Annotated in this window: 25 protein-coding genes and 2 pseudogenes; 18 read left to right on the top strand and 9 right to left on the bottom strand. The window is 74.1% G+C overall.

The genetic code is table 11. The features are described from left to right. Positions 1 to 130: 130 nt before the first annotated feature. A complete protein-coding gene (locus tag HUT10_RS04890; protein WP_176170069.1) occupies positions 131 to 1,759 on the bottom strand; it encodes a DUF6345 domain-containing protein in 1,629 nt (542 codons plus the stop codon). A 228-nt stretch (positions 1,760 to 1,987) separates the two neighbouring features. On the opposite strand from HUT10_RS04890, the gene HUT10_RS04885 reads away from it, so the two are divergent. The 3 genes from HUT10_RS04885 (at position 1,988) to HUT10_RS04875 (ending at position 4,757) form a co-directional block, all read left to right on the top strand. Further along, positions 1,988 to 2,302, top strand: a complete 315-nt coding sequence (locus HUT10_RS04885; RefSeq protein WP_176170068.1) for a spore germination protein GerW family protein — start codon at positions 1,988 to 1,990, stop codon at positions 2,300 to 2,302. Positions 2,303 to 2,369: 67 nt separating this feature from the next. Beyond that, positions 2,370 to 3,875, top strand: coding sequence for a CehA/McbA family metallohydrolase (locus HUT10_RS04880; protein WP_176170067.1), 1,506 nt, complete (start codon positions 2,370 to 2,372; stop codon positions 3,873 to 3,875). A 93-nt stretch (positions 3,876 to 3,968) separates the two neighbouring features. Continuing rightward, the gene (locus HUT10_RS04875) at positions 3,969 to 4,757 is read left to right on the top strand and encodes a hypothetical protein (RefSeq protein WP_176170066.1); all 789 of its coding nucleotides are present in this window, start codon (positions 3,969 to 3,971) and stop codon (positions 4,755 to 4,757) included. On the opposite strand, the gene HUT10_RS50495 is transcribed toward HUT10_RS04875, so the two are convergent. Beyond that, complete coding sequence (locus tag HUT10_RS50495; RefSeq protein ID WP_254896684.1) at positions 4,747 to 4,977, bottom strand: hypothetical protein; 231 nt, start codon at positions 4,975 to 4,977, stop codon at positions 4,747 to 4,749. The two genes, HUT10_RS04875 and HUT10_RS50495, sit on opposite strands and share 11 nt — an antisense overlap. Positions 4,978 to 5,072: 95 nt before the next feature. Continuing rightward, positions 5,073 to 5,768, bottom strand: a pseudogene (locus HUT10_RS50490) (MFS transporter); the annotation flags it as partial. A 287-nt stretch (positions 5,769 to 6,055) separates the two neighbouring features. Here HUT10_RS50490 and HUT10_RS04865 point away from each other — a divergent pair. Next, a pseudogene (locus tag HUT10_RS04865) lies at positions 6,056 to 7,469 on the top strand (PLP-dependent aminotransferase family protein). On the opposite strand, the gene HUT10_RS04860 reads toward HUT10_RS04865, so the two are convergent. Continuing rightward, on the bottom strand, positions 7,397 to 8,827 hold the full coding sequence (locus tag HUT10_RS04860; protein ID WP_176170065.1) for an MFS transporter: 1,431 nt from the start codon (positions 8,825 to 8,827) through the stop codon (positions 7,397 to 7,399). The pseudogene HUT10_RS04865 and the gene HUT10_RS04860 overlap by 73 nt on opposite strands. Before the next feature lie 58 nt (positions 8,828 to 8,885). Continuing rightward, positions 8,886 to 9,359: an SRPBCC family protein gene (locus HUT10_RS04855; RefSeq protein ID WP_176170064.1), complete on the bottom strand. Its 474-nt coding sequence runs from the start codon at positions 9,357 to 9,359 to the stop codon at positions 8,886 to 8,888. Between the two features lie 162 nt (positions 9,360 to 9,521). On the opposite strand from HUT10_RS04855, the gene HUT10_RS04850 reads away from it, so the two are divergent. Beyond that, a complete protein-coding gene (locus HUT10_RS04850; RefSeq protein ID WP_176170063.1) occupies positions 9,522 to 10,037 on the top strand; it encodes a bifunctional nuclease family protein in 516 nt (171 codons plus the stop codon). 78 nt (positions 10,038 to 10,115) lie between these two features. Then, complete coding sequence (locus HUT10_RS04845; RefSeq protein WP_254896683.1) at positions 10,116 to 11,084, top strand: sigma-70 family RNA polymerase sigma factor; 969 nt, start codon at positions 10,116 to 10,118, stop codon at positions 11,082 to 11,084. Here HUT10_RS04845 and HUT10_RS04840 read toward each other — a convergent pair. Continuing rightward, positions 11,048 to 11,527 (bottom strand): DUF2087 domain-containing protein, encoded by a 480-nt coding sequence (locus HUT10_RS04840; protein ID WP_176170061.1) that lies wholly within the window; start codon positions 11,525 to 11,527, stop codon positions 11,048 to 11,050. The two genes, HUT10_RS04845 and HUT10_RS04840, sit on opposite strands and share 37 nt — an antisense overlap. Positions 11,528 to 11,596: 69 nt before the next feature. Between HUT10_RS04840 and HUT10_RS04835 the strand changes: the two genes are divergently transcribed. The 5 genes from HUT10_RS04835 to HUT10_RS04815 are packed head-to-tail and all read left to right on the top strand — an operon-like array spanning position 11,597 to position 17,368. After that, the gene (locus HUT10_RS04835) at positions 11,597 to 13,237 is read left to right on the top strand and encodes a fatty acyl-AMP ligase (RefSeq protein WP_176170060.1); all 1,641 of its coding nucleotides are present in this window, start codon (positions 11,597 to 11,599) and stop codon (positions 13,235 to 13,237) included. After that, on the top strand, positions 13,230 to 13,475 hold the full coding sequence (locus tag HUT10_RS04830; protein WP_254896682.1) for an acyl carrier protein: 246 nt from the start codon (positions 13,230 to 13,232) through the stop codon (positions 13,473 to 13,475). Before HUT10_RS04835 ends, HUT10_RS04830 begins: the two co-directional genes overlap by 8 nt. A 1-nt stretch (position 13,476) precedes the next feature. Further along, a complete protein-coding gene (locus tag HUT10_RS04825) occupies positions 13,477 to 13,794 on the top strand; it encodes a hypothetical protein (RefSeq protein ID WP_176170058.1) in 318 nt (105 codons plus the stop codon). Continuing rightward, the gene (locus HUT10_RS04820) at positions 13,794 to 16,976 is read left to right on the top strand and encodes a WXG100 family type VII secretion target (protein WP_176170057.1); all 3,183 of its coding nucleotides are present in this window, start codon (positions 13,794 to 13,796) and stop codon (positions 16,974 to 16,976) included. The genes HUT10_RS04825 and HUT10_RS04820 overlap by 1 nt, the downstream gene beginning before the upstream one ends. Positions 16,977 to 16,984: 8 nt before the next feature. Continuing rightward, the gene (locus HUT10_RS04815; protein WP_176170056.1) at positions 16,985 to 17,368 is read left to right on the top strand and encodes a hypothetical protein; all 384 of its coding nucleotides are present in this window, start codon (positions 16,985 to 16,987) and stop codon (positions 17,366 to 17,368) included. Here HUT10_RS04815 and HUT10_RS04810 read toward each other — a convergent pair. Continuing rightward, on the bottom strand, positions 17,352 to 18,146 hold the full coding sequence (locus HUT10_RS04810; RefSeq protein WP_176170055.1) for a bifunctional 2-polyprenyl-6-hydroxyphenol methylase/3-demethylubiquinol 3-O-methyltransferase UbiG: 795 nt from the start codon (positions 18,144 to 18,146) through the stop codon (positions 17,352 to 17,354). The genes HUT10_RS04815 and HUT10_RS04810 overlap by 17 nt on opposite strands. Before the next feature lie 151 nt (positions 18,147 to 18,297). Here HUT10_RS04810 and HUT10_RS04805 point away from each other — a divergent pair, with 151 nt between their 5' ends. The 5 genes from HUT10_RS04805 to ligD are packed head-to-tail and all read left to right on the top strand — an operon-like array spanning position 18,298 to position 21,005. Further along, positions 18,298 to 18,486 carry a hypothetical protein gene (locus tag HUT10_RS04805; RefSeq protein WP_176170054.1) on the top strand — a complete coding sequence of 63 codons (189 nt, stop codon included), beginning with the start codon at positions 18,298 to 18,300 and terminating at the stop codon, positions 18,484 to 18,486. Further along, positions 18,486 to 18,662 (top strand): hypothetical protein, encoded by a 177-nt coding sequence (locus tag HUT10_RS04800; protein WP_176170053.1) that lies wholly within the window; start codon positions 18,486 to 18,488, stop codon positions 18,660 to 18,662. The genes HUT10_RS04805 and HUT10_RS04800 overlap by 1 nt, the downstream gene beginning before the upstream one ends. A gap of 59 nt (positions 18,663 to 18,721) precedes the next feature. Next, positions 18,722 to 19,276 carry a hemerythrin domain-containing protein gene (locus tag HUT10_RS04795; RefSeq protein ID WP_176170052.1) on the top strand — a complete coding sequence of 185 codons (555 nt, stop codon included), beginning with the start codon at positions 18,722 to 18,724 and terminating at the stop codon, positions 19,274 to 19,276. 2 nt (positions 19,277 to 19,278) lie between these two features. Beyond that, a complete protein-coding gene (locus tag HUT10_RS51775; RefSeq protein ID WP_303246940.1) occupies positions 19,279 to 19,407 on the top strand; it encodes a hypothetical protein in 129 nt (42 codons plus the stop codon). Positions 19,408 to 19,424: 17 nt separating this feature from the next. Next, positions 19,425 to 21,005 (top strand): non-homologous end-joining DNA ligase, encoded by a 1,581-nt coding sequence (gene ligD / locus HUT10_RS04790; protein WP_176170051.1) that lies wholly within the window; start codon positions 19,425 to 19,427, stop codon positions 21,003 to 21,005. 3 nt (positions 21,006 to 21,008) lie between these two features. On the opposite strand, the gene HUT10_RS50485 is transcribed toward ligD, so the two are convergent. Next, positions 21,009 to 21,401 (bottom strand): PfkB family carbohydrate kinase, encoded by a 393-nt coding sequence (locus HUT10_RS50485; RefSeq protein ID WP_254896681.1) that lies wholly within the window; start codon positions 21,399 to 21,401, stop codon positions 21,009 to 21,011. 29 nt (positions 21,402 to 21,430) lie between these two features. Beyond that, entirely contained in the window at positions 21,431 to 21,949 is a 519-nt protein-coding gene (locus HUT10_RS50480) for a PfkB family carbohydrate kinase (RefSeq protein ID WP_254896680.1), read from the bottom strand. Positions 21,950 to 22,168: 219 nt separating this feature from the next. On the opposite strand from HUT10_RS50480, the gene HUT10_RS04780 reads away from it, so the two are divergent. After that, positions 22,169 to 22,324: a hypothetical protein gene (locus tag HUT10_RS04780; RefSeq protein WP_176169270.1), complete on the top strand. Its 156-nt coding sequence runs from the start codon at positions 22,169 to 22,171 to the stop codon at positions 22,322 to 22,324. Between the two features lie 130 nt (positions 22,325 to 22,454). Continuing rightward, complete coding sequence (locus HUT10_RS04775) at positions 22,455 to 23,231, top strand: ANTAR domain-containing protein (RefSeq protein WP_176170050.1); 777 nt, start codon at positions 22,455 to 22,457, stop codon at positions 23,229 to 23,231. Positions 23,232 to 23,331 lie beyond the last annotated feature (100 nt).

Raw genomic sequence — 23,331 nt, 5'->3', positions numbered from 1 at the left:
ACGGCGCACTCCCCTGGAGTACAGGTGCCCTGTGGTGATGCCCCGGATACCTCCGGTTTACACCCGGAAGAGCGAACGGGCGGGCCGGCACCCCCCGACGTGGTGCCGGCCCGCCTCGTCCTCCCGGTGGTCAGCGCAGGGGTGCCTCCAGGACGTACCGCTTCGCGAGCCCCGCGCCGCAGTCGACTTCGACGGTCCGCCGGACCACCGGGGCGCCGTCGTCGCCGCGCAGCGCGTAGCCGACCGCCGTCGAGTCCGGGATGGTGCGGACCTCGGCGGGCACGCGCCCGCCGGCGGTGAGCCGGCGCAGCAGCCGCTGCAGCGGCGCGTCCAGCGCCTCCTCCACAGTGGACGGATCGCGGGTGGCCTCCGCGGCCGGCGGCGGCGCGGCGGGCGCGCCTTCGCCCAGCCGCTCGACCTCGCGGGTGGCGTCGACGATCGTCGTCACCGTGCCGCTGCCGTCGATGCCGACGCGCACCTCGCCGAGGCCGGGCGTGACGACGGGGTGACCGTCGACCAGCTGCGTGAACACCACGTGGGTCTCGCGCACCCGCGGGTCGGCGACGTCGCCCGCGGTGCCGCCCGCGTGGTACTGGTGGCGCACCTTGTCGGCCACCAGGTCGACCCGGTCGGCCAGGCCGAAGGTCTCGACGGCGTCCTGGGCGATCCGGACGGCCTCGTCCGCGCTCGGGGCGTCCCGGCCGCTGCCGTCGGCGTCGGCGAAGGTGATCTCGCGGACGCCGCGGTGATCGACGCTCAGCCGCGGCCCGCCCTGGTCGGCGCCCAGCACGACGCCGTGCGGGCCCATCGCGCCGTCCGGGACCCCGCCGCCGAGCCGGACCCCGTAGTGCCCGGCCAGCTCGGCCAGCCGGGCCGCGGACAGCCGCGTCGGCGCGAACCGGGCGGTCTGCGCCGACCCGGGCAGCTCCAGCCGCGCCGCCCGGATGCTCCGGGCGGCGTCGTACCAGGTCCACCACCACCAGTTCTTCGACGCGGCGGCGGTCTGGAAGGAGCCTTCGTTCCACAGCCGGTCCTGCGCCTCGGCCTGCGTCGCCCCGCACGCGACGACCGAGGGCGCCTGGTGGTGGTCGATGTCCCACGACGCGTCCAGCCACGCCTTGCTGAACTTGTGGCCGTTGCCGTTCCACTTGCCGAAGAAGGAGGAGCCGTAGTCCGGGCTGTCGACGCTGGTCGTCTCGAAGCCGAAGATCATCCGCAGGCCGAGGTTGGCCGCGTCCCAGGTGCGGATCGGGCTGTTGCCGTCGCCGATGCGCAGCGAGAGGCAGGTGGAGAAGAACAGGTAGCGCGCGACCTCGTTGCCCAGCCGCATGTCGGCCGAGCTGGCCCAGGCCGAGCCGCCCCAGGTGCCGCCCATGGGCATCCAGAAGACCCCGTTGCCGTCCATGGTCCCGTGTCCGGAGTGGTACTCGGCGACGCAGGCGTCGAAGCCGTAGGTGCCCTGCCAGTCGTCGTACTGCTCGCCGTAGATCCACGACAGCACGCCGCCGTCGCGGTACCAGAAGTTCGGCGCGGTGAACTGCTTGACGTAATTGTAGAAACCACCGGCGTCGTCATGGGTGTATGAAAGGTCGTTCATGCCGGGCGGGAAGTCCTCGATGGAGCAGACACCGTACCGGTTGGCGCCCCGATCGGCGGCCACCCCGCTCCCGGATCCGAACGGATCGGCCGAGGTCAGCCCCCGCGCGGCCGCGGGTGCTCCCGGTGGCGCGGTGACCACGCCGTTCTTGAGCAAAGCCATGATTCCTCCCCGTGGGTGGCAGAATGCAGCGAACGGACGGTAGCCGCCGAAGCGGTGAAAACATTCGAATACATCTTTTTGCCACACCTTCAGCGGAATTTTTTCAGCGCTGCACCGATTCCGTGGAACGTTTTTGCGTGCGGCACGGAGCCGGCCAGCCGGCGCCGGCCACTGTGGACAGCTCGGCGGGAGGCGCGCACGTCGGTCCGGGCGCGCGACACTGACGGGATGAAACTGGGGCAGCTGGCCGCGACGGCACGGGAGTTGTTCTCCGCCCGGCTCGTCTACGGCGAACCGGTCGAGCGCGACGGTGCCACCGTCATCCCGGCCGCCGCGGTGTCCGGGGGCGGGGGAGGAGGCGGCGGCGACGCCCTCCCCGTGCGGGACGGCGCCGGGTTCGGGGTGTTCGCCCGGCCCGTCGGGGCCTTCGTCGTCCGGGACGGCCGGGTCACCTGGGTGCCCGCCGTCGACGTCACGCGGCTCGGGCTGGCCGCCGCCGTCACCCTTGTCACGCTCGGCAGGATCCTGGCCAAGCGCCGCTGAAGCTGCCGAAAGTTCACCGCCGGTTCGCGCGCGCGTTCGCGAGGAGCGCCTAGCGTCCGATGCGGAGGTGCGCATGAACGACTTCAGCCGGCGGACACTGCTGCGGGCCGGTGGGGTGGCCGCGGCGGCCGGGATGCTGCCCGGCGTGGCGTTCGCCGGTCAGCCGGGCGGTACCAGCCGGACGCAGACCGTCACCGGCACGCTGGCACCCGACGTGCCCGACTGGTACTACCTGCCCGTCGACGTCCCGCGCGGCGTGCGGCAGATCGACGTCGTCTACTCCTACGACAAGCCCGCGGTGCCGTCCGGCACCCGCGGGAACGCCTGCGACATCGGCATCTTCGGCCCCGAGGGCCACGAAGCCGGCAACGCCCGCGGCTTCCGCGGCTGGTCCGGCGGCTTCCGCGACCGCTTCTCGATCAGCGCGTCCGAAGCCACCCCCGGCTACCTCGCCGGCCCGATCCGCCCGGGGCGGTGGCACGTCATCCTCGGCCCGTACACCGTGGCGCCGCAGGGGCTGAACTACCGCGTGGACATCACGCTCACCTTCGGCCCGGACGGCCCGGCCTTCGTCCCGCACCCGGCACCGCAGACCGCGCCGGCCCGCGAGCGCGGCCGCGCCTGGTACCGCGGCGACAGCCACCTGCACACCGTCCACTCCGACGGCCGCCGGACGCCCGGGCAGCTCGTCGCCGACGCGCGGGCGGCCGGGCTCGACTTCATCGTCTCCACCGACCACAACACCTCCAGCTCGCAGCTGATCTGGGGCGACCACGCCGTCGACGACCTGCTGATCCTCAACGGCGAGGAGGTGACGACCCGGTCCGGGCACTGGCCCGCGATCGGCCTGCCCGCCGGCACCTGGATCGACTGGCGCTACCGCGCGGCCGACCCGCGGGACTTCCGGCGCTTCACCGACCAGGTGCACCGTGCCGGCGGCCTGGTCACCGCGGCTCACCCGTTCGCCAACTGCTTCGGCTGCACCTACGAATTCGCCTACGAGCTCGCCGACCTGGTCGAGGTGTGGAACGGCCCGTGGACCCAGGACGACGAGGCGAGCGTCATCCACTGGGACGGCCTGCTGCGCGGCGGCCGGTTCATCCCGGCGATCGGCGACTCCGACGCGCACAACCCCGACCAGCGCGTGGCCCTGCCGCACACGGTCGTGCTGGCCGACCGGCTGCGCCGCCAGGAGCTGCTCGCCGGGCTGAAGGCGGGACGTTCGTGGCTGGCGGAATCGGCGTCGGTCCAGCTGGACTTCACCGCCTCCGGCGGCGGCGCGAGCGCGGGCATCGGCGAGCGGCTCGCCGCGGGGACCGGGACACCGGTGACGGTCAAGGCCGTGGTGGCCGGCGTGCCGGGGACGACGGTGACGTTCCTCGACCAGCTCGGCCCGGAACACACCGAGCCGATCGGGGACTCCGGCGCGGCCACGGTCACCTGGACGACCTACCCGCGGTACAGCCGGTGGGTGCGCGTCGAGGTCCGCCGCCCGTCCGGTGGCCCGAACACCACGGTGCCCAACGCGATGGTGGCGATGTCCAACCCGATCTTCCTCGGCGCCGGCGACTGAACCCGCACCCGGGGCTCCGCGTCCTCCGTTTGGCAGACTGGTGCGAACGGGTGATGGGGAGGCAGGGTGCGCGGTTGTGGCCTGAAGGTGGCCATGGTCCTGGGGGCGGTCATCGTGCTGGCCGCGGGGATCGTCGTGGTGGTGGCGCTGACGCGCGGCTCGGTGAAGACGCCGGGGTGCACGGTCGCGCTGCCGGGGGACAACGCGACCGCCTACACGTTCACCCCGGAGCAGATGAACAACGCGGCGACGATCTCGGCGGTCGGCGCCAAGATGGGCCTGCCACCGCACGCGGCGACGGTCGCGCTCGCCACGGCGTTGCAGGAGTCGAAGCTGCGCAACCTCGAGGGCGGTGACCGCGACTCGGTCGGGCTGTTCCAGCAGCGGCCCAGCCAGGGCTGGGGCACGATCGCCCAGCTGCGCGACCCGGTCTACGCGGCGACGGAGTTCTACGAGAAGCTCGAGAAGCTGCCGAACTGGGAGACGCTGCCGATCACCGAGGCCGCCCAGGCGGTCCAGCGCTCGGGCGTCCCGGACGCGTACGCGCAGTGGGAGCCGCAGTCCCGCGCGATGGCGGCCGCGTTCAACGGCCAGTTCCCGGCCGCCCTGACCTGCCGCAACCTGACCCTGGCGGCCCCGGCCGACCTCGCCGCGGCGGCGACGGAGGAACTGGGCACGTCCCGGCTGAGCGGCGCCCACCCGGCGGCACAGGGCTGGACGTACGCGAGCTGGCTGGTCGGCCGCGCGGAGGCGCTGGGCGTGGACAAGGTGAGCTTCGCCGGCCGCACCTGGACGGCGGAATCCGGCGCGTGGACCGACGATTCCGCCGCGGGCCAGGACCTCTCCCTGCACCAGACCGCGGCGGCGCAGGTCAGCGAGTAGCCGGCCGGGTGGCCGCGGCCCAGCGGACCGCCGGCCCCATCGCCCAGCCCGCGACCAGGAACACCGCTCCCAGCAGCAGCCAGCCCGCGAAGCCCCCGCCGATGACCACCGTGCCCAGCAGGACCGGGCCGACCGCGCGGGCGACCGACGTCCCGCTACCGAAGAAGCCCTGGTACTCGCCCTGCTTGTCCGCCGGGGCCAGCTCGAAGCCGATCTCCACGAGCCCGCCGACTGCAGCAGCTCGCCGAGCACCTGCACCAGCGCCCCGGCCACGAGCACGGCGAACGCCACTGCCGGCGACGTCCCCAGCGCCGAAAGCGCGAACGCGACACACGAAACCAGCAGCAGCACACCCGACCGGCGCACCATCCGCGCCGCCGAGCCGAGCGACGTCAGCCTCCCGGCGACGCGGACCTGGAGGCCCACCACCAGGACCGTGTTCAGCACGAACAACGCCGACACCGTCCAGCCCGGCGCCGCGGTGCGCTCGACGATCCACAGGGGAATCCCGACGCTCAGCAGCGGCATGCGCAGCAGCAGGACCGCGTTGAGCAGCGTCACCAGCGCGTACGGCCGGTCGCGCAGCACCGCGGACTTCCGCGCACCCGGGTGCCCCGAAGTCCGCGGGACCGCCGGGAGCGTGTGCAGCAGCGCCGCCGTCACCACGAACGCCGCCGCATCGAGGACGAACACCGTCAGGTACGCCGGCGCGGTGTCGGCCGAAAGCGCGAGGCCGCCCAGCCCGGCGCCGACGGCGAGCCCCGCGTTGCCCGCGGATTGCAGCTGCGCCCGCAGCCGCGTCCGCCGCTCCGGTTCGGCGAGGGCCGCCAGCAGCGCCTGGCGGACCGCGGCCAGCCCGGTCTGGCAGCTGCCGTAGAGGCACGCGGCCAGCACGAACGCCACCGGCGAGCGGACGACCAGGAATGCGAGGATCGAGGTGGCCGTCGCCAGGGCCAGCAGCACCGCCGAACCGCGGGCCCCGTGCCGGTCGGCCAGGCGCCCGAGCGGCACGCCCGCGACCGAACCCACCGCCAGCCCAGCGTGAGGCCGAGCCCGACCTGGGCCGGGCTCAGCCCGGCGATCCGCGTGAAGAACAGCACCGAGCAGGTCAGGAACGCGCCGTCGCCGAGCGAGCCGGCCAGCTGGGCGGCGGCGAGCAGGCGGCCGGCCGGGCGGGTCCTCGGACGTTCGAGGCGCTGTTCGGGGAGCACGGTCATGGGAGGAACGTTAGGGCCGGACTTGGCCTGATTCCAGATCCAATTCCGACTATTCGAGTTGGGCCAATATAGGCTCGCCGGATGGACTTCCACGTCAGCCTGGCCGGCCGTGGCGACCTCAGCGTCCGCATCTACCGCCAGCTGCGCGACGCGGTGCTGGACGGCCGGTTGCGCGCGGGGGAGCGGCTGCCGCCGACGCGGGAGCTGGCCCGGCGCCTGGCCGTCTCGCGCAACACCGTCGCGGTCGCCTACGACCGCCTCACCGCCGACGGCTTCCTGACCGGCCGCGTCGGCGCGGGCACGTACGTCTGCGCGGAACTCCCCGCGCCGAAGCCGCGCACGGCCCCTTCGGCGCGCGGGCCGCAGCCGACGGCCGTGTGGCGCTCGCTCCCGTCATCGGCCACCGCGGTGCCCGCCGCCCCGGCGTTCGACTTCCGCGTCGGCATCCCCGACGCCACCCTGTTCCCCCTCGACACCTGGCGGCGGCTGCTCGCGCGGGAACTCCGGGACACCGCCGGGTTCGCGCACTACGCCGGGCCCGCCGGCCACCCGGGCTGCGGGCGGCGATCGCCCGGCACGTCGGCGTCTCCCGCTCGGTGCGGGCCGACGCCGACGACGTGCTGGTCACCCAGGGCGCCCAGCAGGCGCTGGACCTGCTGTGCCGGGTGCTGCTCGAACCGGGCGACCGGGTCGCCGTCGAAGAACCGGGCTACCGGATGGCGACGCTGCTCTTCGCCTCGCACGGCGCCGAAGTCGTCGGAGTGCCGGTGGACGGCGAAGGTCTCGACGTCGCCGCGCTGCCTTCGCGCACGAAGCTGGTGTACGTGACGCCGTCGCACCAGTTCCCGCTCGGCACCCCGATGTCACTGGCCCGGCGCACGGCGTTGCTGGGGTGGGCGAACCGCGTCGGCGCGGTCGTCGTCGAAGACGACTACGACAGCGAATTCCGGTTCTCCGACCGGCCCTGGAACCCCTGCAGAGCCTCGACCGCGACGGCCGGGTGGCCTACGTCGGATCGTTCTCGAAGACGTTGCTTCCCATGCTGCGCCTGGGTTTCCTGATAGCCCCGCCATCCCTGCGCGACGCCCTGCACCACGCCCGGCAGCTGTCGGGCTGGCACGGCGACCTGCCCGCACAGGCCGCGCTGGCGGGGTTCATCGACGAAGGCCTGTTCGCCCGCCACCTCCGCCGCGCGACGAAGGTCTACGCGGACCGCCACGAGCGCCTCACGACGGGGCTGGACCGCATCTTCGCCGGCCGCTTGCACCCGGTCCCGTCGGCGGCGGGACTGCACCTGTGCGCCCTGGCCGAGGACGGGACGGACCTGGAACCGATCGCGGCCCGCGCGGCCGCAGCGGGAGCGGCGATCCAGACCCTGTCCGACCTCTGCGGCGGCCGCCCGCACGAGGGCGTGGTGCTGGGCTACGGCTCGATCCCTTCGGCGAGCATCGACGCCGGCCTCGCGGTGCTGGACGCGGCCTGGGGCTCGGCGTAGTGGTCCGTCCGCCGCCGCAGGGCGATCAGGGTTCCGCCGGCGCACGTCAGTGCCGCCGTCGCCAGGATCACCAGCCAGCCGTGCCGGAAATCCTGCAGGTCCGGGGTGCCCGCGAAGACCGCGACCAGCACCGCCGTCCCCAGCACCGTGCCCACCTGCCGCGCCGTGTTCACCATCGACGAGCCCGCGCCCCAGCGGGCCGACGGCAGCACCGTGCCCACCACCCCCGACAGGCTCGGCAGGATCAGCCCGACGCCCAGTCCGGTCAGCAGCTGGCCCGGCAGCATCGACGCCACGTAGTCGGGCTCCGATCCCATGCGCAGCACCCAGATCAGCACACCCGCGCCGAACGAGACGCCGCCGAGGGCGACCACCGGGCCCGGGCCGAAGCGGTGGACGAACCGGCTGCCGAGGATCGAGACCGGGACCACCACCAGCGGGCCCGGTGCCAGTGACAGCCCGGCCACCAGGATCGAGTCGTGCCAGACCGAGGTCAGGAACAGCACGTTGCCGAACAGCATCGCCGCGAAGCCGGCCGCGAACACCGCCGTGGTCAGGCAGGCCAGCCACAACGTCGGGACGCGCAGCGCCGGCAGGTCCAGCACCGGGACCGGGTGCCGGGCCGAGCGCAGCGGGACCCAGGCCAGCGCGACGGCTGCCACCGCGAACGCCAGCAGCACCGGCCGCGCGCCCCAGCCCTGGTCGGACGCCTCCACCAGTGCGTAGGCCAGCGCGCCCACGCCCACCAGCAGCCCGGCCGCGCCCAGGACGTCCGGGACGCCGGTTGAGGTGTCCCGCGACTCGCGCAGCACCCGCGGCCCGGCCAGCAGCGTCAGTGCGCACACCGGCAGGTTCACCAGGAACACCCAGCGCCAGGACGCTTCGACGAGCAGACCGCCGACCGGCGGGCCCAGAGCCGCGGCGGCGGCGCCCACCGACGCCCAGACCCCGACCGCGACCGGACGCCGGTGCGGCGGGAACGCCGTCAGCAGCAGCGCCAGCGACGTCGGCATCACGAGCGCGGCGCCGATGGCCTGCACCGCGCGGAAGGCGATCAGCACGCCGATCGACGGCGCGGCCGCGCACGCCGCCGAAGCGAGGGTGAACACCGCGACACCGATGAGGAACAGCCGGCGGCGGCCGTAGCGGTCGGCCAGCCGCCCGGCCGGGGCGAGGCAGGCCGCGAACAGCACCGTGTAGCCGTTGAGCACCCACGACAACGTCGCCAGGTCGCCGGGGAACGCGGCCCGGATGCCGGGGAAGGCGATCGTGACGATGAACGTGTCCAGGCTCGCCAGGAACGCGGCCGTCGAGACGACGAGCAGCACGAGGCCGGGCTTCGGCGGGGCGTGGGTCATGGTCCTCCTAGGTTCAATAAGACAACCTAGCTGGACCGAGTGGGTTTCAACAAGAGACTCAGGCGGCAGCTCGCTCCTCGGCCCGCGTCTTCAGCGCGGCCAGGGTGTGCTCGATCGACCGGACGTTGTACCCGGGGCGGTCGGCGCGGCCGGTGACCCGCGGCCCCATGAACTTCCGCACCACCCAGCTGCCGATCCGGTACCAGTTCTCGGTGACGACGCAGCCGCCGGTGGCCGGCGCCAGCACGTACTCCCAGCGCGAGACCCGCGAGCCGAACGGCGTGCGCACGTCGAAGGCGAACCGGCGGCCCGGCTCGAACGCGACCACCCGCACCCGCGTCCACCACTGCAGCTCGCCGTTGCGGTTGCGGCCGCGGAACCGCGCGCCGAGGGCGGGCCCGGTGCCGTCGAGCCAGCGGCCGCCGACGTTCTCCGGGCTCAGCTCGCCCATCCGCGGCAGGTCGGTGACCCACGACCACACCGTGCCGGGGTCGGCGGAGACGGTCACACTGCGCGAAATCGTCGGTTCCACACTCCGACGGTGACAGCGGCCGCCGCGGCCGGGCAAGGCGCCGGAGCGGAGTCCGCACCCGAGAAGAGCCGCTCCGGGAAAACCGGGCCGCCGGATCGGGGTTGCGAAACCCCGGTAGTGGGTATTACGCGCGCGGAGCAGTCCCACGACACGGAGGGTGCGGTGGTCAGCGTGATCCCGATCGAAGTGGTGGGGATGGCCGTTCCGGTACCCGGTGAGGCGCCCCTGATGCTGCTGCGCGAGCCGGAAGGCGCGCGCCGGTGGCTGGCGATCATGATCGGGTACGGCGAAGCCGAAGCTCTCGTGCGCGCGCGGGAACAGATCGCGCAGCCGCGCCCCGGCACCATCGAACTGCTCGGAGACGTGCTCCCCGCGTTCGGCCAGGGGCTCGCCGCGGTCGAGCTGACCGAGGTCCGCGACGGCATCTTCTACGCCGACCTGGTGCTCGCCTCCGGCACCCGCGTCTCGGCCCGCCCGAGCGACGCGGTCGCACTGGGCCTGCGCCAGGGCGCGCCCATCCGCGTCGCCGAAGAGGTGCTGGACGTCGCGTCCGTGCAGCTGGAGGTCGAGCAGGAGACCGAAGGACCGGCCGCCGACGTGCTGGACACCGAAGCCGAGGTCGAACGGTTCCGCGCCGAGCTCGACGGCCTGCGGCCGGAGGACTTCGACGACCTGTAGCAAGATTTTCTCCCGACGGCGATGAATTCCGGCGACGGCGCCGGTACACCCACCGCGGCCGCCGGCGACGGGAGAACGATGCAGGATTTCGCGACGCGCACCGAACCGCACCGGCGCGAGCTGCTGGCGCACTGCTACCGCATGCTCGGCTCGGTCCACGAGGCCGAGGACCTGGTGCAGGAGACGCTGGTCCGCGCGTGGAAGGCGTGGGACGGCTACGACCCCGCCCGCGCATCGGTGCGCACCTGGCTCTACCGGATCGCCACCAACGCCTGCCTCACCGCGCTCGAAGGCCGCGCCCGGCGGCCGCTGCCGTCCGGGCTCGGCGGCCCGGGCGACGACCCGGGTGCCCCGCTGACACCGTCGTTCGACGTCCCATGGCTGCAGCCGTTCCCGGACGCCCGCCTCGACGACCCCGGCCGCCACCTCGCCCGCCGCGGCACGCTCCGGCTGGCCCTGCTGGCGGCGATGCAGACCCTGCCGCCCAAACAGCGCGCGGTGCTGATCCTGCGGGACGTCCTGGAGTTCAGCGCGGCCGAGGTGGCCGGCTTCCTCGACACGACCCCGGCCGCGGTGAACAGCGCTCTGCAGCGCGCCCGGGCGGGCCTCGGCGGCCTGTCGGCCGAAGCGGTGCCCGAGCCCGACGACGCCGCGGTCGAAGCGGTGCTGGACCGCTACGTGCGCGCGTTCGAGCGCGCCGACGTCGCCGGGCTGGTCGAGCTGCTCACCGACGACGTCGTCATGGAGATGCCGCCGGTGCCGCTGTGGTTCCGCGGCCGCGAGGACTACGGCCGGTTCATGGAGCGCCTGTTCGGCATGCGCGGCCCGGAGTGGTGCCTGACGCGCACGGCGGCCAACGGGCTGCCGGCGCTCGTGGCCTACTGCCGCGACGACACCGGCGTGTTCCGGCTGCACACCCTGCAGGTGTTCACCGTGCGGGGCGGACGGGTCGCGCACAACGTCGTGTTCGCCGATCCGGCCGTCCTGGCGCTGTTCGACCTGCCCGCGGCTCAGCCGGCGGCGCGCGCTTCCGACGGACGGCCGTAGGCGCCGCCGTCGTTGCTGCGCTGCAGCAGGCCTTCGTCGACGAGGTAGCGGCGCAGCGTCGCGTGGTCGTCGTGGACCATCGAGAGCTTCTCGCGGACGTCCTGCTCCGTGTAGAGCCGGCCCGGCTCGAAGCGCTCGGCCAGGTGCGCCAGCAGCAGCTGCCGCCGACGGCCCGAGTGCGGGATCGAGACGAGCCTGCCGTGGCGGAAGAGCGCGTCGAGCGGATCGACCGGGGCCTTGGCGAGCGCGTCGCGGAACACCGACGGCACGGCCCGGTAGCGGCCACCGGCTTCGGTGACGAGCCCGGCGTCGACGAGCCGCTTGGCGGGCTTGGCCGGGGCGGCGGCCGCCTCGAGCCCGTCGGGGGCGGTGCAGATGCGGGCGAAGAGCTGCAGCCGGTCTTCGTCCGCCAGGGCGGAGACCAGCGCTTCCGGTACGGCCATGGTCTGCGACCGTACCCGCGCTCGCCCCGGGGGTGAACCGGGTTTCCGGGGGCCGGTAGGTTGCCCGGCGTGCCCCGTCCGACCGCGCCGGTGACCGTGCCCGAGGCCGTGCTGCGCACCTCGATCGTCGAGCACCTGTTCGCCAGGGCCGGCGACGACCGGCCGCTGTTCACCCACCAGGACCACACCCGCGGCGCGGAACACACGCTGACGTGGGCGGAGTTCGCGGCCCGGGTCCGGGTGGTGGCGGGCGAGCTGCGCCGGGTGGCCGCGCCGGGGGAGCGCGTCGCGATCCTCGCGGGCCAGGAACTCGCCTACCCGCTGGCGTTCTTCGGCGCGCTGGCCGCCGGCCTGATCGCCGTCCCGCTGATGGTGCCCGGGAACCCGGCGCAGGCGGACCGGCTCGCCGGCGTGCTGGCCGACGCGGACGCGCGCGTGTGGCTGACGTCGGCGGCCGAGGTGGCGCGGCTGCCCGCGCACGAGCACGTCGTGGTGGTCGACGAGCTCACCGGCCCGGGCGCCGATCCGGTGCCGGTCACCCCGGACAGCCCGGCCTACCTGCAGTACACGTCCGGGTCGACGCGCGAGCCGGCGGGCGCGGTGATCCCGCACCGCGCGATCGTCGCCGCCTGCTGGCAGGGCAGCCTCGCCTACGACGTCGACGCCGGCACCACCTGCGCCGGCTGGATCCCCTTCTTCCACGACATGGGCCTGATCCAGCTGCTGTGCCTGCCGGTCTTCGCCGGCGGCCGGGCGGTGTTCATGGCCCCGGCCGAGTTCGTGCACCGGCCGCTGCGGTGGCTGCGGCAGCTGGCGGACCACCCGGCGGTCTTCACCGCCGCGCCGAACTTCGCCTACGACCTCGCCGCCGACAGCTACGCGGGCGAAGACCTCGACCTGTCCGGCGTCCGGGTCGCGCTCAACGGCAGCGAACCGGTCCGGCCGGGCACGATCGAGCGCTTCCACGAGGTGTTCGAGCCCCGCGGCTTCCCGCGCGCGGCGCACCGGCCGTCCTACGGGCTCGCCGAAGCCACCGTGTACGTCGCGAGCGCGGGCGAGGAAGGGCCGCGCGGCGCGGTGTTCGACCGCGAAGCCCTCGCGCAGGGCCGGGCCGTGGAAACCGACGGCGGGCAGGAGCTCGTGTCGGTCGGCCGTCCGGTCGGGCAGCTGGTCCGGATCGTCCACGAGGGCCGGGAACAGCCCGAAGGCCTGGTCGGCGAGGTCTGGGTGCACGGCCCGAACGTCGCGGACGGCTACTGGGGCCGCGGCGACGCCACCGCGTTCGGGGCCACCCTCGACGGCCTCGGCGGCTGGCTGCGCACCGGCGACCTCGGCGTCGTGCACGGCGGCGACCTCTACATCACCGGACGGCTCAAGGACCTCATCGTCATCGACGGCCGCAACTTCCACCCGCAGGACATCGAAGCCTCGGCCGGGGAGGCCCACCCGGCGATCCGCCGCGACCGCGTCGCCGCGTTCGGCGTCACCGACTCCGGCGGCGAAGGCGCGGTGGTGGTGGCCGAGCGGGTCCGGGGCGCCGAGGCGGACGACCGCGAGGTGACCCGGGCGGTGCTGCGCGCGGTGTCGCGCGAACACGGGCTCACCCTCCGGGCGGTACGTCTGGTCCCTTCCGGTGGACTTCCGCGCACATCCAGCGGCAAGGTCGCCCGGTCGGCCGCGAAAGCACGTTATGGTGGCGTCCGTGGGTGATCACCGCGCCGAGGTCACGAAGGTCGTCTGCGACACCTTCCGGCTCGACCCGGCTCTCGTCGAGCCCGACGCGCCCCTGGAGGAGCTGGGCATCGACTCGAAGGGCCGGATCAAGCTGCTGGCGGCGCTGGAGATCTATTACGGCGTGACGATCGACCTGGACCGGCTCGACCGGTTCACCGACGTGGGGTCCGTGGCCGAAGTGCTCGCGGACGCACTGAGAGGCAAGGGGCGCTGACATGAGCGGCGGGGGGTACACCGCGACGACCGAGGCGTTGTCGGCGGCGTCCAAGACCATCGGGGACCTGGCGGAACACCTGCTGGACGACAACCCGGACCTGCAGACACCGCAGGTGACGGCGGAGAAGTTCGGCCGCGCGCACGGCGCGCACGCCACCAAGTACACCGCCGGCGCGCAGGCACTGTGGGCCGCGGTCTCCGGCTACAGCAGCACCCTCGGCTCCTTCGGCACGAACCTCGGCACCGCCGGGTCGAGCTACAGCGCCAACGAGGACAACCAGTCCGGTGCGATCACCAACGCCGGGGGCTCGCTCTGATGGCCGAAAAGAAGAAGTGGTCCGACGTCAAGGCGATCCTGGACGACCCGAGCGTGCCGCCGCAGCAGAAGAGCGCGCTGATCAGCAGCTGGCTGCGGGAAAACCCGCCACCGCCGCCGTTCCTGGCCGACCAGGAGCCGGACGAGATCAAGCAGAAGCGGCAGGAAGCCGAGAAGTACGCGAACGCGTACAACGCCAACCCGCTGTTCGCCGGCCAGTCGGTCGACGAGGCCTACGACAAGGCGAAGCAGAGCGGCGACCAGAACAGCTACAACGAAGACCAGGAGAAGAAGGCCGTCGACGACGGCAAGAAGAAGCTCGACGAGACGAAGCCGCCCGCGGCCGACAGCAGCGGTGAAGGCGGCAGCGGGACGAAGACGTCGGACGAGATCTTCGACGCCGCCGCGCCCGCGCTCAAGCTGTTCGAGACCTTCGGCTCGCTCCTGGCGAAGATCCCGGCCGACTGCCGCGGCAACACCCGCGCGCTCGACCTCGACAAGGACATCCGCACGCCGTTCGACGAGCAGCGCGGGATCAGCTTCGCCGACTTCGTCGCCGACGCCGGGCACTTCAAGCGCGGTTCGGAGACCGTGGACCGGACGCTGGAGGACACCGGCTCCCAGCTGGGCACCCTGTACCAGAGCTGGAGCGGCGCGGGTGCGGACGCCGCGTCGGACGCCTACAACGACAAGATCCAGCCGAAGGCCGCGAAGCTGTCCCAGACGCTCGGCAACGCGAGCGAGGCGACGCTCAACACGGCCACGACGGTGTTCCAGCTCTGCAAGGGCAAGGCCGACGCGGTCATCGGGATGTACACCGACCTGGTCGGCAAGGCCGACTACACGATGGCGCAGAAGGTCGTCGCGGTCGCCAGCGGCGAGCACGGCAACGAGCAGGACCTCGCCCAGATCGCGGGCTGGATGGACCTCAACTTCGGCACCAACCTGGTCAAGACACTCAACGACCAGGGCTGCTGCGACGGCGACGAGATCAAGAAGCACGGCCAGGACCTGGCCAAGCAGTGGATCCAGAACCAGTTCAACCCCGACATGTGGGACCGGCTGTACCAGGGCTTCGTGAAGACCTGCAAGGACACGAAGGACCTCGTCGACCAGGCCTACGACGCGCTCGACAAGGTGATGGGCGGGATCCGGAACGAGTTCGAGGGCGTTTCGCTGCCCGGCGGGCCGGGGTCGACCGGTGGTACCGGCGGCGGGACCGGCACGGGCGGTTCGGGCTCGGGTACGGGTGGCTCGGGGACGGCCGGTGGCTCGGGCGGCGGTCCCGGTGGCTCGGGGACGGGTGGTTCCGGTTCGGGTGGTTCCGGCGGTGGGTCCGGCGCGGTGCCGCCGATCCCGGAGACGAGCGGGGGTTCCGGTGCCGGCGTCTCCGGTGGCGGCTCGGGGGCCGGTGGCGGCTCCGGAACGGACCTGCCCAGCGACGCCGGTGGCGGCAGCGGTTCCGGCTCGGGCAGCGGTTCGGGTGGCGGTGGCGGTTCGGTGCCGCCGATCCCGGAAACCTCCGGGGCGTCCGGCGGCGGCTCCGTGGGCGGCGGGTCCGGTGGCGGCTCCGGCGGGGGCTCCGACGCCCCGGGCGGCCAGGACGACGGCGCGGCCGCGGCCGAAGCGGCCAAGCAGCAGGCGGCGCAGGAAGCCGAGGCGGCCAAGCAGAAGGCCGCGGACGCGCTGAAGGAGTTCAGCGGGCCGGGCATCCAGACGGACTCCGGCGCCGGGCTCGGCTCGGGTGGCGGCTCCGGTTCCGGCGGCGGCTCGGGTACGGGCGGCCTTCCGGAGTCCGACGGCACGACACCGTCTTCGGTGCCGCCGCCGTCCGACAGCGGCCAGGACGCCGCGGCCGCGGCGGCCGAGGCGGCGAAGAAGAAGGCCGCGGACGCGTTGAAGGAGTTCAGCGGCCCGGGCATCCAGACCGACTCCGGCGACGGCGCGGGCAGCCTCGGCGGGGGATCCGGCGGCGGCTCGGGCCCGGGTGACGGCGAAGACGGCAAGGCCGACGCCGAACAGGCCGCGGAGGACGCGAAGAAGAAGGCCGCGGACGCGCTCAAGGAGTTCGGCGGCCCGGGCATCGAGACCGATCCCGGCGGCAAGCCCGACGGCCTGCTCGGCGAAGACGGCCAGGGCGCGGACGGCAAGGGTGACGACGACCCGGACGTCCTGAAGGTCAAGCAGGGCGACAAGACCTTCGAGATGACCGAGCCGGACCGCGACGGCAAGATGGACATCAAGGTCGGCGACGGAACGGGCGAGCCGAAGGACTTCAAGCTCGACTGGTCGGGCGACAAGCCCGCCGACGGTCCACAAGGGACGGACACCGGCACCTACTGCCCCGGCCCGGACGGCAAGATCCACATCCGCGACGGCGAACTGCAGATCACCGCCGAGCGGCCCGACGGCCCGGACGGCCCCACGGTGGTCACGGTCGACGACGGCAAGGGCACCCCGACGACGTACACGCTGGGCGAGGACGACAAGCCGGGCAGCAGCGCCCTCGGCGACACGCCCGAGAAGCGGCTCGACGACCTGCCGACGCACCGGGGAACGCTCGCGGACCTGACGGCCCCCGACGGCGCCGACCCGACTTCGCCCGGCGGCGCCCACGACGGCTCGCACCACGGCGGCTCGAACGACCCCGGCGGCGCCCACTCCGGCGGTGCGGACGGTGCTTCGGGCGCGCACCACAGCGGCCTCAACGACCCGACTTCACCCGGCGGCGCCCACGGCGGCTCGCACTCCGGCGGCGCGGACGGTGCCCCCGGCGGCGGAGCCCACGGCGGCGGCGGTGGCGCCCACCCGGCCGGCATCGGCGGCGGCTCACACGGCGCTCCCGGCTTCTCCGGCGGCGGCTTCGAACCGTCCGGCGCCGGGCTCGGCGACTCACCCGTCTCCGGCGGGGCCCACACCGGGGCCGGCGCCATGCCGAGCCAGCCCGCTCCCGCCTTCGCCGCGGCGAGCGGCGCGCCCGGTGCCCCCGGCTCGTCGATGTCCGGGATGCCCGGCATGGGGGCCATGGGCGGTGCCCACGGCGGCGGCGGTGGCGGCGACACCGAGCGCCGCTCGTCCGCCTACCGGATCGACGGCGCCGTCTTCGACAACCTCGGTGAGCCGGGGCGGCGGATCATCGGCTCGCTCGACGACGAAGAACCGCCGTCCAAGCGGACCTGGTAGGAGGACCCGTGACCGACATTGCCGGGATGAAGGCCGAACTCGACGGCCTCGTCCGCGAACAGGCCGATCGCCGGGCCCTGCGCGAGCAGCAGGGCGAGGAGATCAAGGCCCGTTCCCAGGAGTACATGACCAAGCAGGTCCAGGCGGCCGAGCGGTACGTCCAGCACGTCCGCGAAATGGCGCAGCGCAAGACGAAGTCCGGCTGGAGCACCGACCGGTCGCACGCCGAACCGGCGTCGGCCTTCGACGCGGAGACCTACCCCGGGCCCGGCGGCTTCGAGCCGGCGCCGCCGCCGTCGTCGTCGCCGCGGCCGGTGCGGGACGAGCCGCGGGCCGCCCGCCGTCCGCGGGCCGCCGTCGAAGACGACGAGGACTTCAACAACCCCTGGTGAACCACAGGTCGACGGCGATGTCGCGCAGCGGCACGGTGAACGTCTCCGCCGGCGCCAGCCGCCGCCGCAGCTCCGCCTCGAACTCCGCCCGCCGCTCGCCGAACAGGTGCGGTGCCGAGCTCGACAGGGAAAACACCCCGGCGACGACGTCGTCGACGGTCCGGGTCACCACCCGCCCCGGCACTTCGAACCGCCGCGGGCCGTGGAAGCCCGCCGCGCGGTAGACGTCCGCCTCGCCGCCTGCCGTCCCCTCCGGCAGCGCACCGCGTCCCGCCCGCCGCACCGGGCCGAGGTACTCGCGCACCAGCTCCGGGATCGCCGGGTGCACGATCTCGTGCGTCGACGCGTGCACGTGGGCGCAGACCCCGCCCGGCGCCAGCATGCCGCGCGCCGCTGCGGCGACGCGGGGCCGGTCGAACCAGTGGAACGACTGGGCGAAGGTGATCAGCCGGAACCGGCCCAGCCCGGCGGGCAGCTCCTCCGCGCGCCGGTGCACCCACCGGCAGTTCCCGAGGCCCGCCTCGGCCGCGCGCCGGCCCGCCTCGGCGAGCATGTCGCCGTCGGCATCGACCCCGACCGCCTCCTCGAACGCGCCGGCCAGCAGCAGCGTCAGGGATCCCGGCCCGCAGCCGACGTCGAGCAGCCGTCCCGCTCCGTCCAGCTCGAGCTCGGCGGCGAAGGCCGTGGCGAGCTCGGCGGGGTACGCCGCGCGCCCCTGGGCGTAGTACCGGGCGCTGCCCGAATAGAGGGACGGGTCCCATTCCCACGCGTCGGTCACCTCCCCAGCGTAGGGACCGTAAGCCCGCCGAAGAGGGCTCGGCGGGAGTTGCCGGGGCACCACCCGGACGGGTTCGGTGGGGGTGTGAAACCCGGTGCGGCGGGGTACCCGGTCGCGTTGTTCCGCCGCCGACCGAGCCGGAGGTCCTCCGATGACCGTGCGCACCGCCACCCCGCCCGCCCATGACGTCGTCGGCCTGGCCCTGCAAGTCCTTGCCGCGCAAGGGCTCAGCCGGCCGGCCGCGCAGGCCGCCCTCGTCTCCATGGCCAAGGAACGAGGGCTGACCGTGGCGCGGTGCGCCGCGCTCATCGTGGCCGCCGTCGACGGGCGGGTGGGCTGATGACCTTCGCCGCCGGGGCCGGGGACCAGGACACCGCCTCCGTCGGCGGGAGCGTGCTGCTCGCCGTCGGGCTCGTCGTCGCCTTCTTCGGGTGGTGGTCCTGGTGGGCCGTCGCCGGGCTGGCCGTGGCCGCCGCGGGCGCGCTGTGGCTCACAGTCGCGCGCGGCGAGGAGTAACCCGCCCGCGACGGGGAACGCCGCTTCCGACCGAGCAACGAGCACGGAGGAGGCCGTCCATGACGGAGCACGACGAGGACGTCATCGAGTTGCTGCAGCGCCAGCACCGGGAGATCCGCGAGTTGTTCGCCGCGCTGGACACCGCCGACGGCGACCGGCGGCCGGAGCTGTTCCACGACCTCGTGCGGCTGCTGGCCGTGCACGAGACGGCGGAGGAACTGGTCGTCCACCCGGAGATCCGCGATCTCGAGCCCGCGGCGCAGCCCGTGGTCGACGCCCGGCTGGGCGAGGAGCACCGGGCCAAGGAACTGCTGACCACCCTGCAGAAGATGGGCACCGAGGCCGACGGCTTCGACACCCTGCTCGTCCAGCTGCGGGAAGACGTGCTCGCGCACGCCGAGCACGAGGAGCGCGAGGAGTTCCCGCTGCTGCGGCGGCACCGCCCGCCGGAGCGGCTGCGGGCGATGGCCGCGACCGCGAAGGTGGCCGAAGCGGTCGGGCCGACCCGGCCGCACCCCGGCGTGGAGAGCGCGAAGGCGAACCTCCTGCTGGGCGCGCCCGCGGCGATCATGGACCGGGCGCGCGACCTGATCCGCGGCGCGCTGGGGAGCTGAGCATGACCGAACCCGAGGTGACCGACCCGGAGGAGTTCGCGGAGGAGGCGGGCCTCGACCCGACCCCGCAGGAAGTCGCCGAGTACGAAGAACTGGCGAAGCAGAAACCGCCCTGGTCGTCGCCGGACTGAGTGGGTACTCCCCGGGCATGGCAGGCGACCCGGCCCGCAGACTGCGGCGTTACCAGGAGATGCGCGACTTCGGGCGCACCGCGGAGCCGTCCGGGGGAACCGCCGCCGCGGCCGACGGGCACCGGTTCGTCGTGCAGCGGCACCGGGCCCGCCGGCTGCACTACGACTTCCGCCTGGAGCTCGACGGCGTGCTGGTCAGCTGGGCGGTGCCGAAGGGGCCCACGCTGGACCCCAAGGCCCGCCGGCTGGCCGTGCACGTCGAAGACCACCCGATCGAGTACGCCGGGTTCGAGGGCGTCATCCCGCGCGGCGAATACGGCGGCGGGGACGTCATCGTCTGGGACCGCGGCGTCTGGCGGCCGGTCGAAGCCGATCCGGCGCGCGCGATCGAGGCCGGCACCCTGCACTTCGACCTCGACGGCGAGAAGCTGGCCGGGCGGTTCGTCCTGGTCCGCTCCGGCCGCGGCGAGAAGGACCAGTGGTTCCTCCTGCACAAGCAGGACGAACACGCCCAGCCCGGCTGGGACGCCGAAGACCACCCGCGTTCGGTGAAGACCGGCCGCACCAACGAAGAAGTCGCCGCCGCGCCCGGCGCCCGCTGGCACGGGGACCGCCCGGCCGCCGAGGCCGAGGAGCCCGTCGGCGGCTGGGCCGCTCCCACCGATGACGAGCTGGCCGCTCTCGACGCGCTGGGAGCGAAGGGCCGCTGGTCGGTCGCGGGGCGCGAGCTGGCCCTGACCAACCTGGACAAGGTGCTCTTCCCCGCGGCCGGCGACGGCCGGGCCGTCACCAAGCGGGACCTCATCCGGTACTACGCCACCGTCGGGCCGGTCATGCTGCCGTACCTGGCCGGCCGCCCGCTCAACACCCACCGGTTCCCGCAGGGCGTCACCGAGCCGGGCTTCTGGCAGAAGGAGCTGCCGCGGCACGCGCCGGACTGGCTGACCACCTGGCGCAACGAACGCGCCGAGCCGGGGGAGGCCCGGCGGTACGTCGTCGCGGACAGCGTCGCGACGCTGGCGTGGCTGGCGAACTACGGCGCGCTGGAGCTGCACGCCTGGACGTCCCGGGCCGCCGACGTCGACCACCCGACGTGGGTGCTGTTCGACATCGACCCGGGGCCGGAGACGACGTTCGAGGAGGTCCTGGAGCTCGCGCGGCTGCACCGCACCGCGCTCGAGCACCTCGGCCTCACCGGCCGGCCCAAGGTGACCGGGCAGCGCGGCGTCCAGGTGTGGGTGCCGATCGCCCCGCACTGCACCTTCGAGCAGACCCGCGCCTGGGCGGAGACGGTGTCCCGGACGATCGGGCGCGTGCTGCCCGACCTGGTCAGCTGGGCCTGGACGAAGGACAAGCGCCGCGGCCGCGCCCGGCTGGACTACACGCAGAACGTGCTCAACAAGACCCTCGTTGCGCCCTACAGCGTGCGGCCGCGGCCCGGTGCCCCGGTTTCGGTGCCGCTGGAGTGGGCCGAGCTGGACGACCCGCGGCTCACGCCCGACCGGTGGACCATCCGGGACGTCCCGGCTCGCCTGGCCGACCGCGGCGACCCGTTCGCGGTGCTGCTGGGGCTGGAGCAGAAGCTGCCGGGCCTGTAGCCCTCAGGCCCGGACGGTCTCCAGCTCGCGCGGCCGCAGCCGGTCGAGTTCCGCGCGGGACAGGTGCGGGCGCCCGCCCGCGTGCCCGGTCGTGGCCGCCGCGGCCGCGACGGCCATGCTCGCCGCCGCCTCGAGCGGGCGGCGGCGGGTCAGCGCCGCGGTCAGGGTGGCGACGAGCGCGTCACCGGCGCCGGTGGGGTCGACCACCTCCGTCTCGACGTCCGGCACGAACCAGGTGCCCTCCGGCCCGGCGAACAGGTTGCCCTGCCCGGACACCTCCAGCACGACCAGGGCCGGCCCGCGCCGCCGCAGCTCCGCGGCGGCGCGCGCGGCCCCGGCGACGTCGGTCACCGGCCGCCCGGTGAGGAGCTCGGCTTCCTGGCCGTCGGCGCGCACGACGTCGGCGAGGGCGAGCAGGTCGTCGGTCAGCGTGTCGGACTCCGGTGCCCGTCGAGCACCACCCGGGTGCCCGCCGTGTGCGCCAGCCGGGCCGCGAGCAGGGCCACCGGCGCGGGTTGCTGCAGCTGCACGATGAGGGACGCGGCGGCCGAGATCGGCGCGGACGCGGCGAAGACGTCGTTCTCGGTGAGCAGTGTGCCCTCCGGGACGTGCTCGAGGTAGCGGCGGCGGCCGTGGTCGTCGACCACGTCGACCAGCAGCGCGGTCTCGGTGCCCGCCCGGCGGACCACGTGCGTGGTGCCGATGCGGTCGGCCCTGGCCTGGGCGAGCAGCGAATCCCCGGTGCGGTCGGCGCCGACGACGCCGATCAGCGACACCGGCATCCCGAGCTGGCTCAGCGCCACGGCCTGGTTGGCGCCCTTCCCGCCGAGCAGCTCCTGCCGGTGCCGCACGGGCGCCGACGAGTCCGCGCCGGGCGCGTCCGGGACCTCGATCACCAGGTCGCGGGCGATCTGCCCGGCGACGACGACTTCGCTGAACATCATCGGGACCACCCGTGGGTCATGGCGCCTCCTCGGCTCACCGACCGGCTACCCGCGTTGCGCGGCAAGGTAAACCGCTCGTTCGGGTCAGTGGTCGCCCGCCGCGTCCCGGCCGCCAGGTAGTGAGACGAAGGTGGCCGAGCCGCGCCGGCCGGCCGCGGACTGTTTCGGCTGCGGTTCCTGACCCGGTGCGCGCCGCCGGAGGCCGAGCTGCGGGCGGTCGTGGAAGGGCTGCGCGCCAAGCCGCGGTGCCGCGGCCGTCCGCGCGGCGGACCCGCGCCCTCGGTCTGCGCGAGCGCCGTCCTCGGCCCGGCGCTCGCGGTGCCGGTGGTGTGGGAGCAGGACCTCCTGGAGCGCCGCCTGAGTGCGGCCGGGTGAGCACGTTGCCCCGGATGGACCTGTCACCTCGTCCGTCCGCGTGGCCGGTCCCACATCCACGCCGCCGCCGGGAAGCGGCGCACCGCGGCCTGCGGTAAATCAAAAGGACCACAACCGGTGGGAGGGTTCGGTGACCGAAACACTGATGAACGCGGCGGATCGCTGGAGACCGCTGGCCGAGCTGCTGCAGGCACTGCTCGAACGCATCGCGGGCGAGCTGCCCGGGTCGCTCGGCGCGGGCCTGACCGTCACGCGTGCCGGCCGGCCGCTGCGGGTGCTGGCCACCGCGGGCGTCGGCGCGAAACTGCTCCCCGCCCAGCTGGCGCACGGCGGCCCGGTCCCGCTCGCGGAGGCCACCGGCGAGCCGGTGACCACGGACCGCCTCTTCGGCGACGAGCGCTGGCCGGAGCTGACCCGCGAGACGGTGTTCGACGGCGGCCCGGAGGTCGAGGCGATCCGCGGGGCGGCCGCGCTGCCCGGGTTCTGGGACGAGGACGGCGCGTTCGTGCTGTCGGTCACCCTCGACCGGGTGCCGGACACCGGAACCTTGGCCGTGCTGGGGCGCTACGCCAAGCTCACCGAGATGACGCTGGTGGTCGCCGAGACCGCCACCGCGGGCGACCCCGCCCAGATGCTCGACCTGCTGGCCTCCCGGGCCGCGATCGAGCAGGCCAAGGGCGCGCTGGTGGCGGTCCGGCGGTGCCCGCCGGAGGAGGCCTGGCAGACCCTGCGCCGCGCCAGCCAGGAGTTCAACGTCAAGGTCCGCGAGCTGGCCGTCGCCCTCGTCGAGCACCTCGGCGGCCGCGCGGAGGCCCAGCCGGAGGGCACGACGCAGATCCGGCCCGAGGCCCCGGCCCGGCACGCCGCGGAACGGCTCTGGTCGGCCTTCACGAGCGTCTCACCGTGACGGAGAGCGTTTCCGGATCAGGCGTTTGGGTACTTGAACCCCGTCCTTGATCACCTCGTCGTGTCGCCGGCCCCTCACCGGCGCGGAAGGCCAACCGAAC

The organism is Amycolatopsis sp. Hca4 (genome assembly GCF_013364075.1).
GTDB lineage: Bacteria > Actinomycetota > Actinomycetes > Mycobacteriales > Pseudonocardiaceae > Amycolatopsis.
This window is presented reverse-complemented; position numbering and strand designations above follow the sequence as displayed.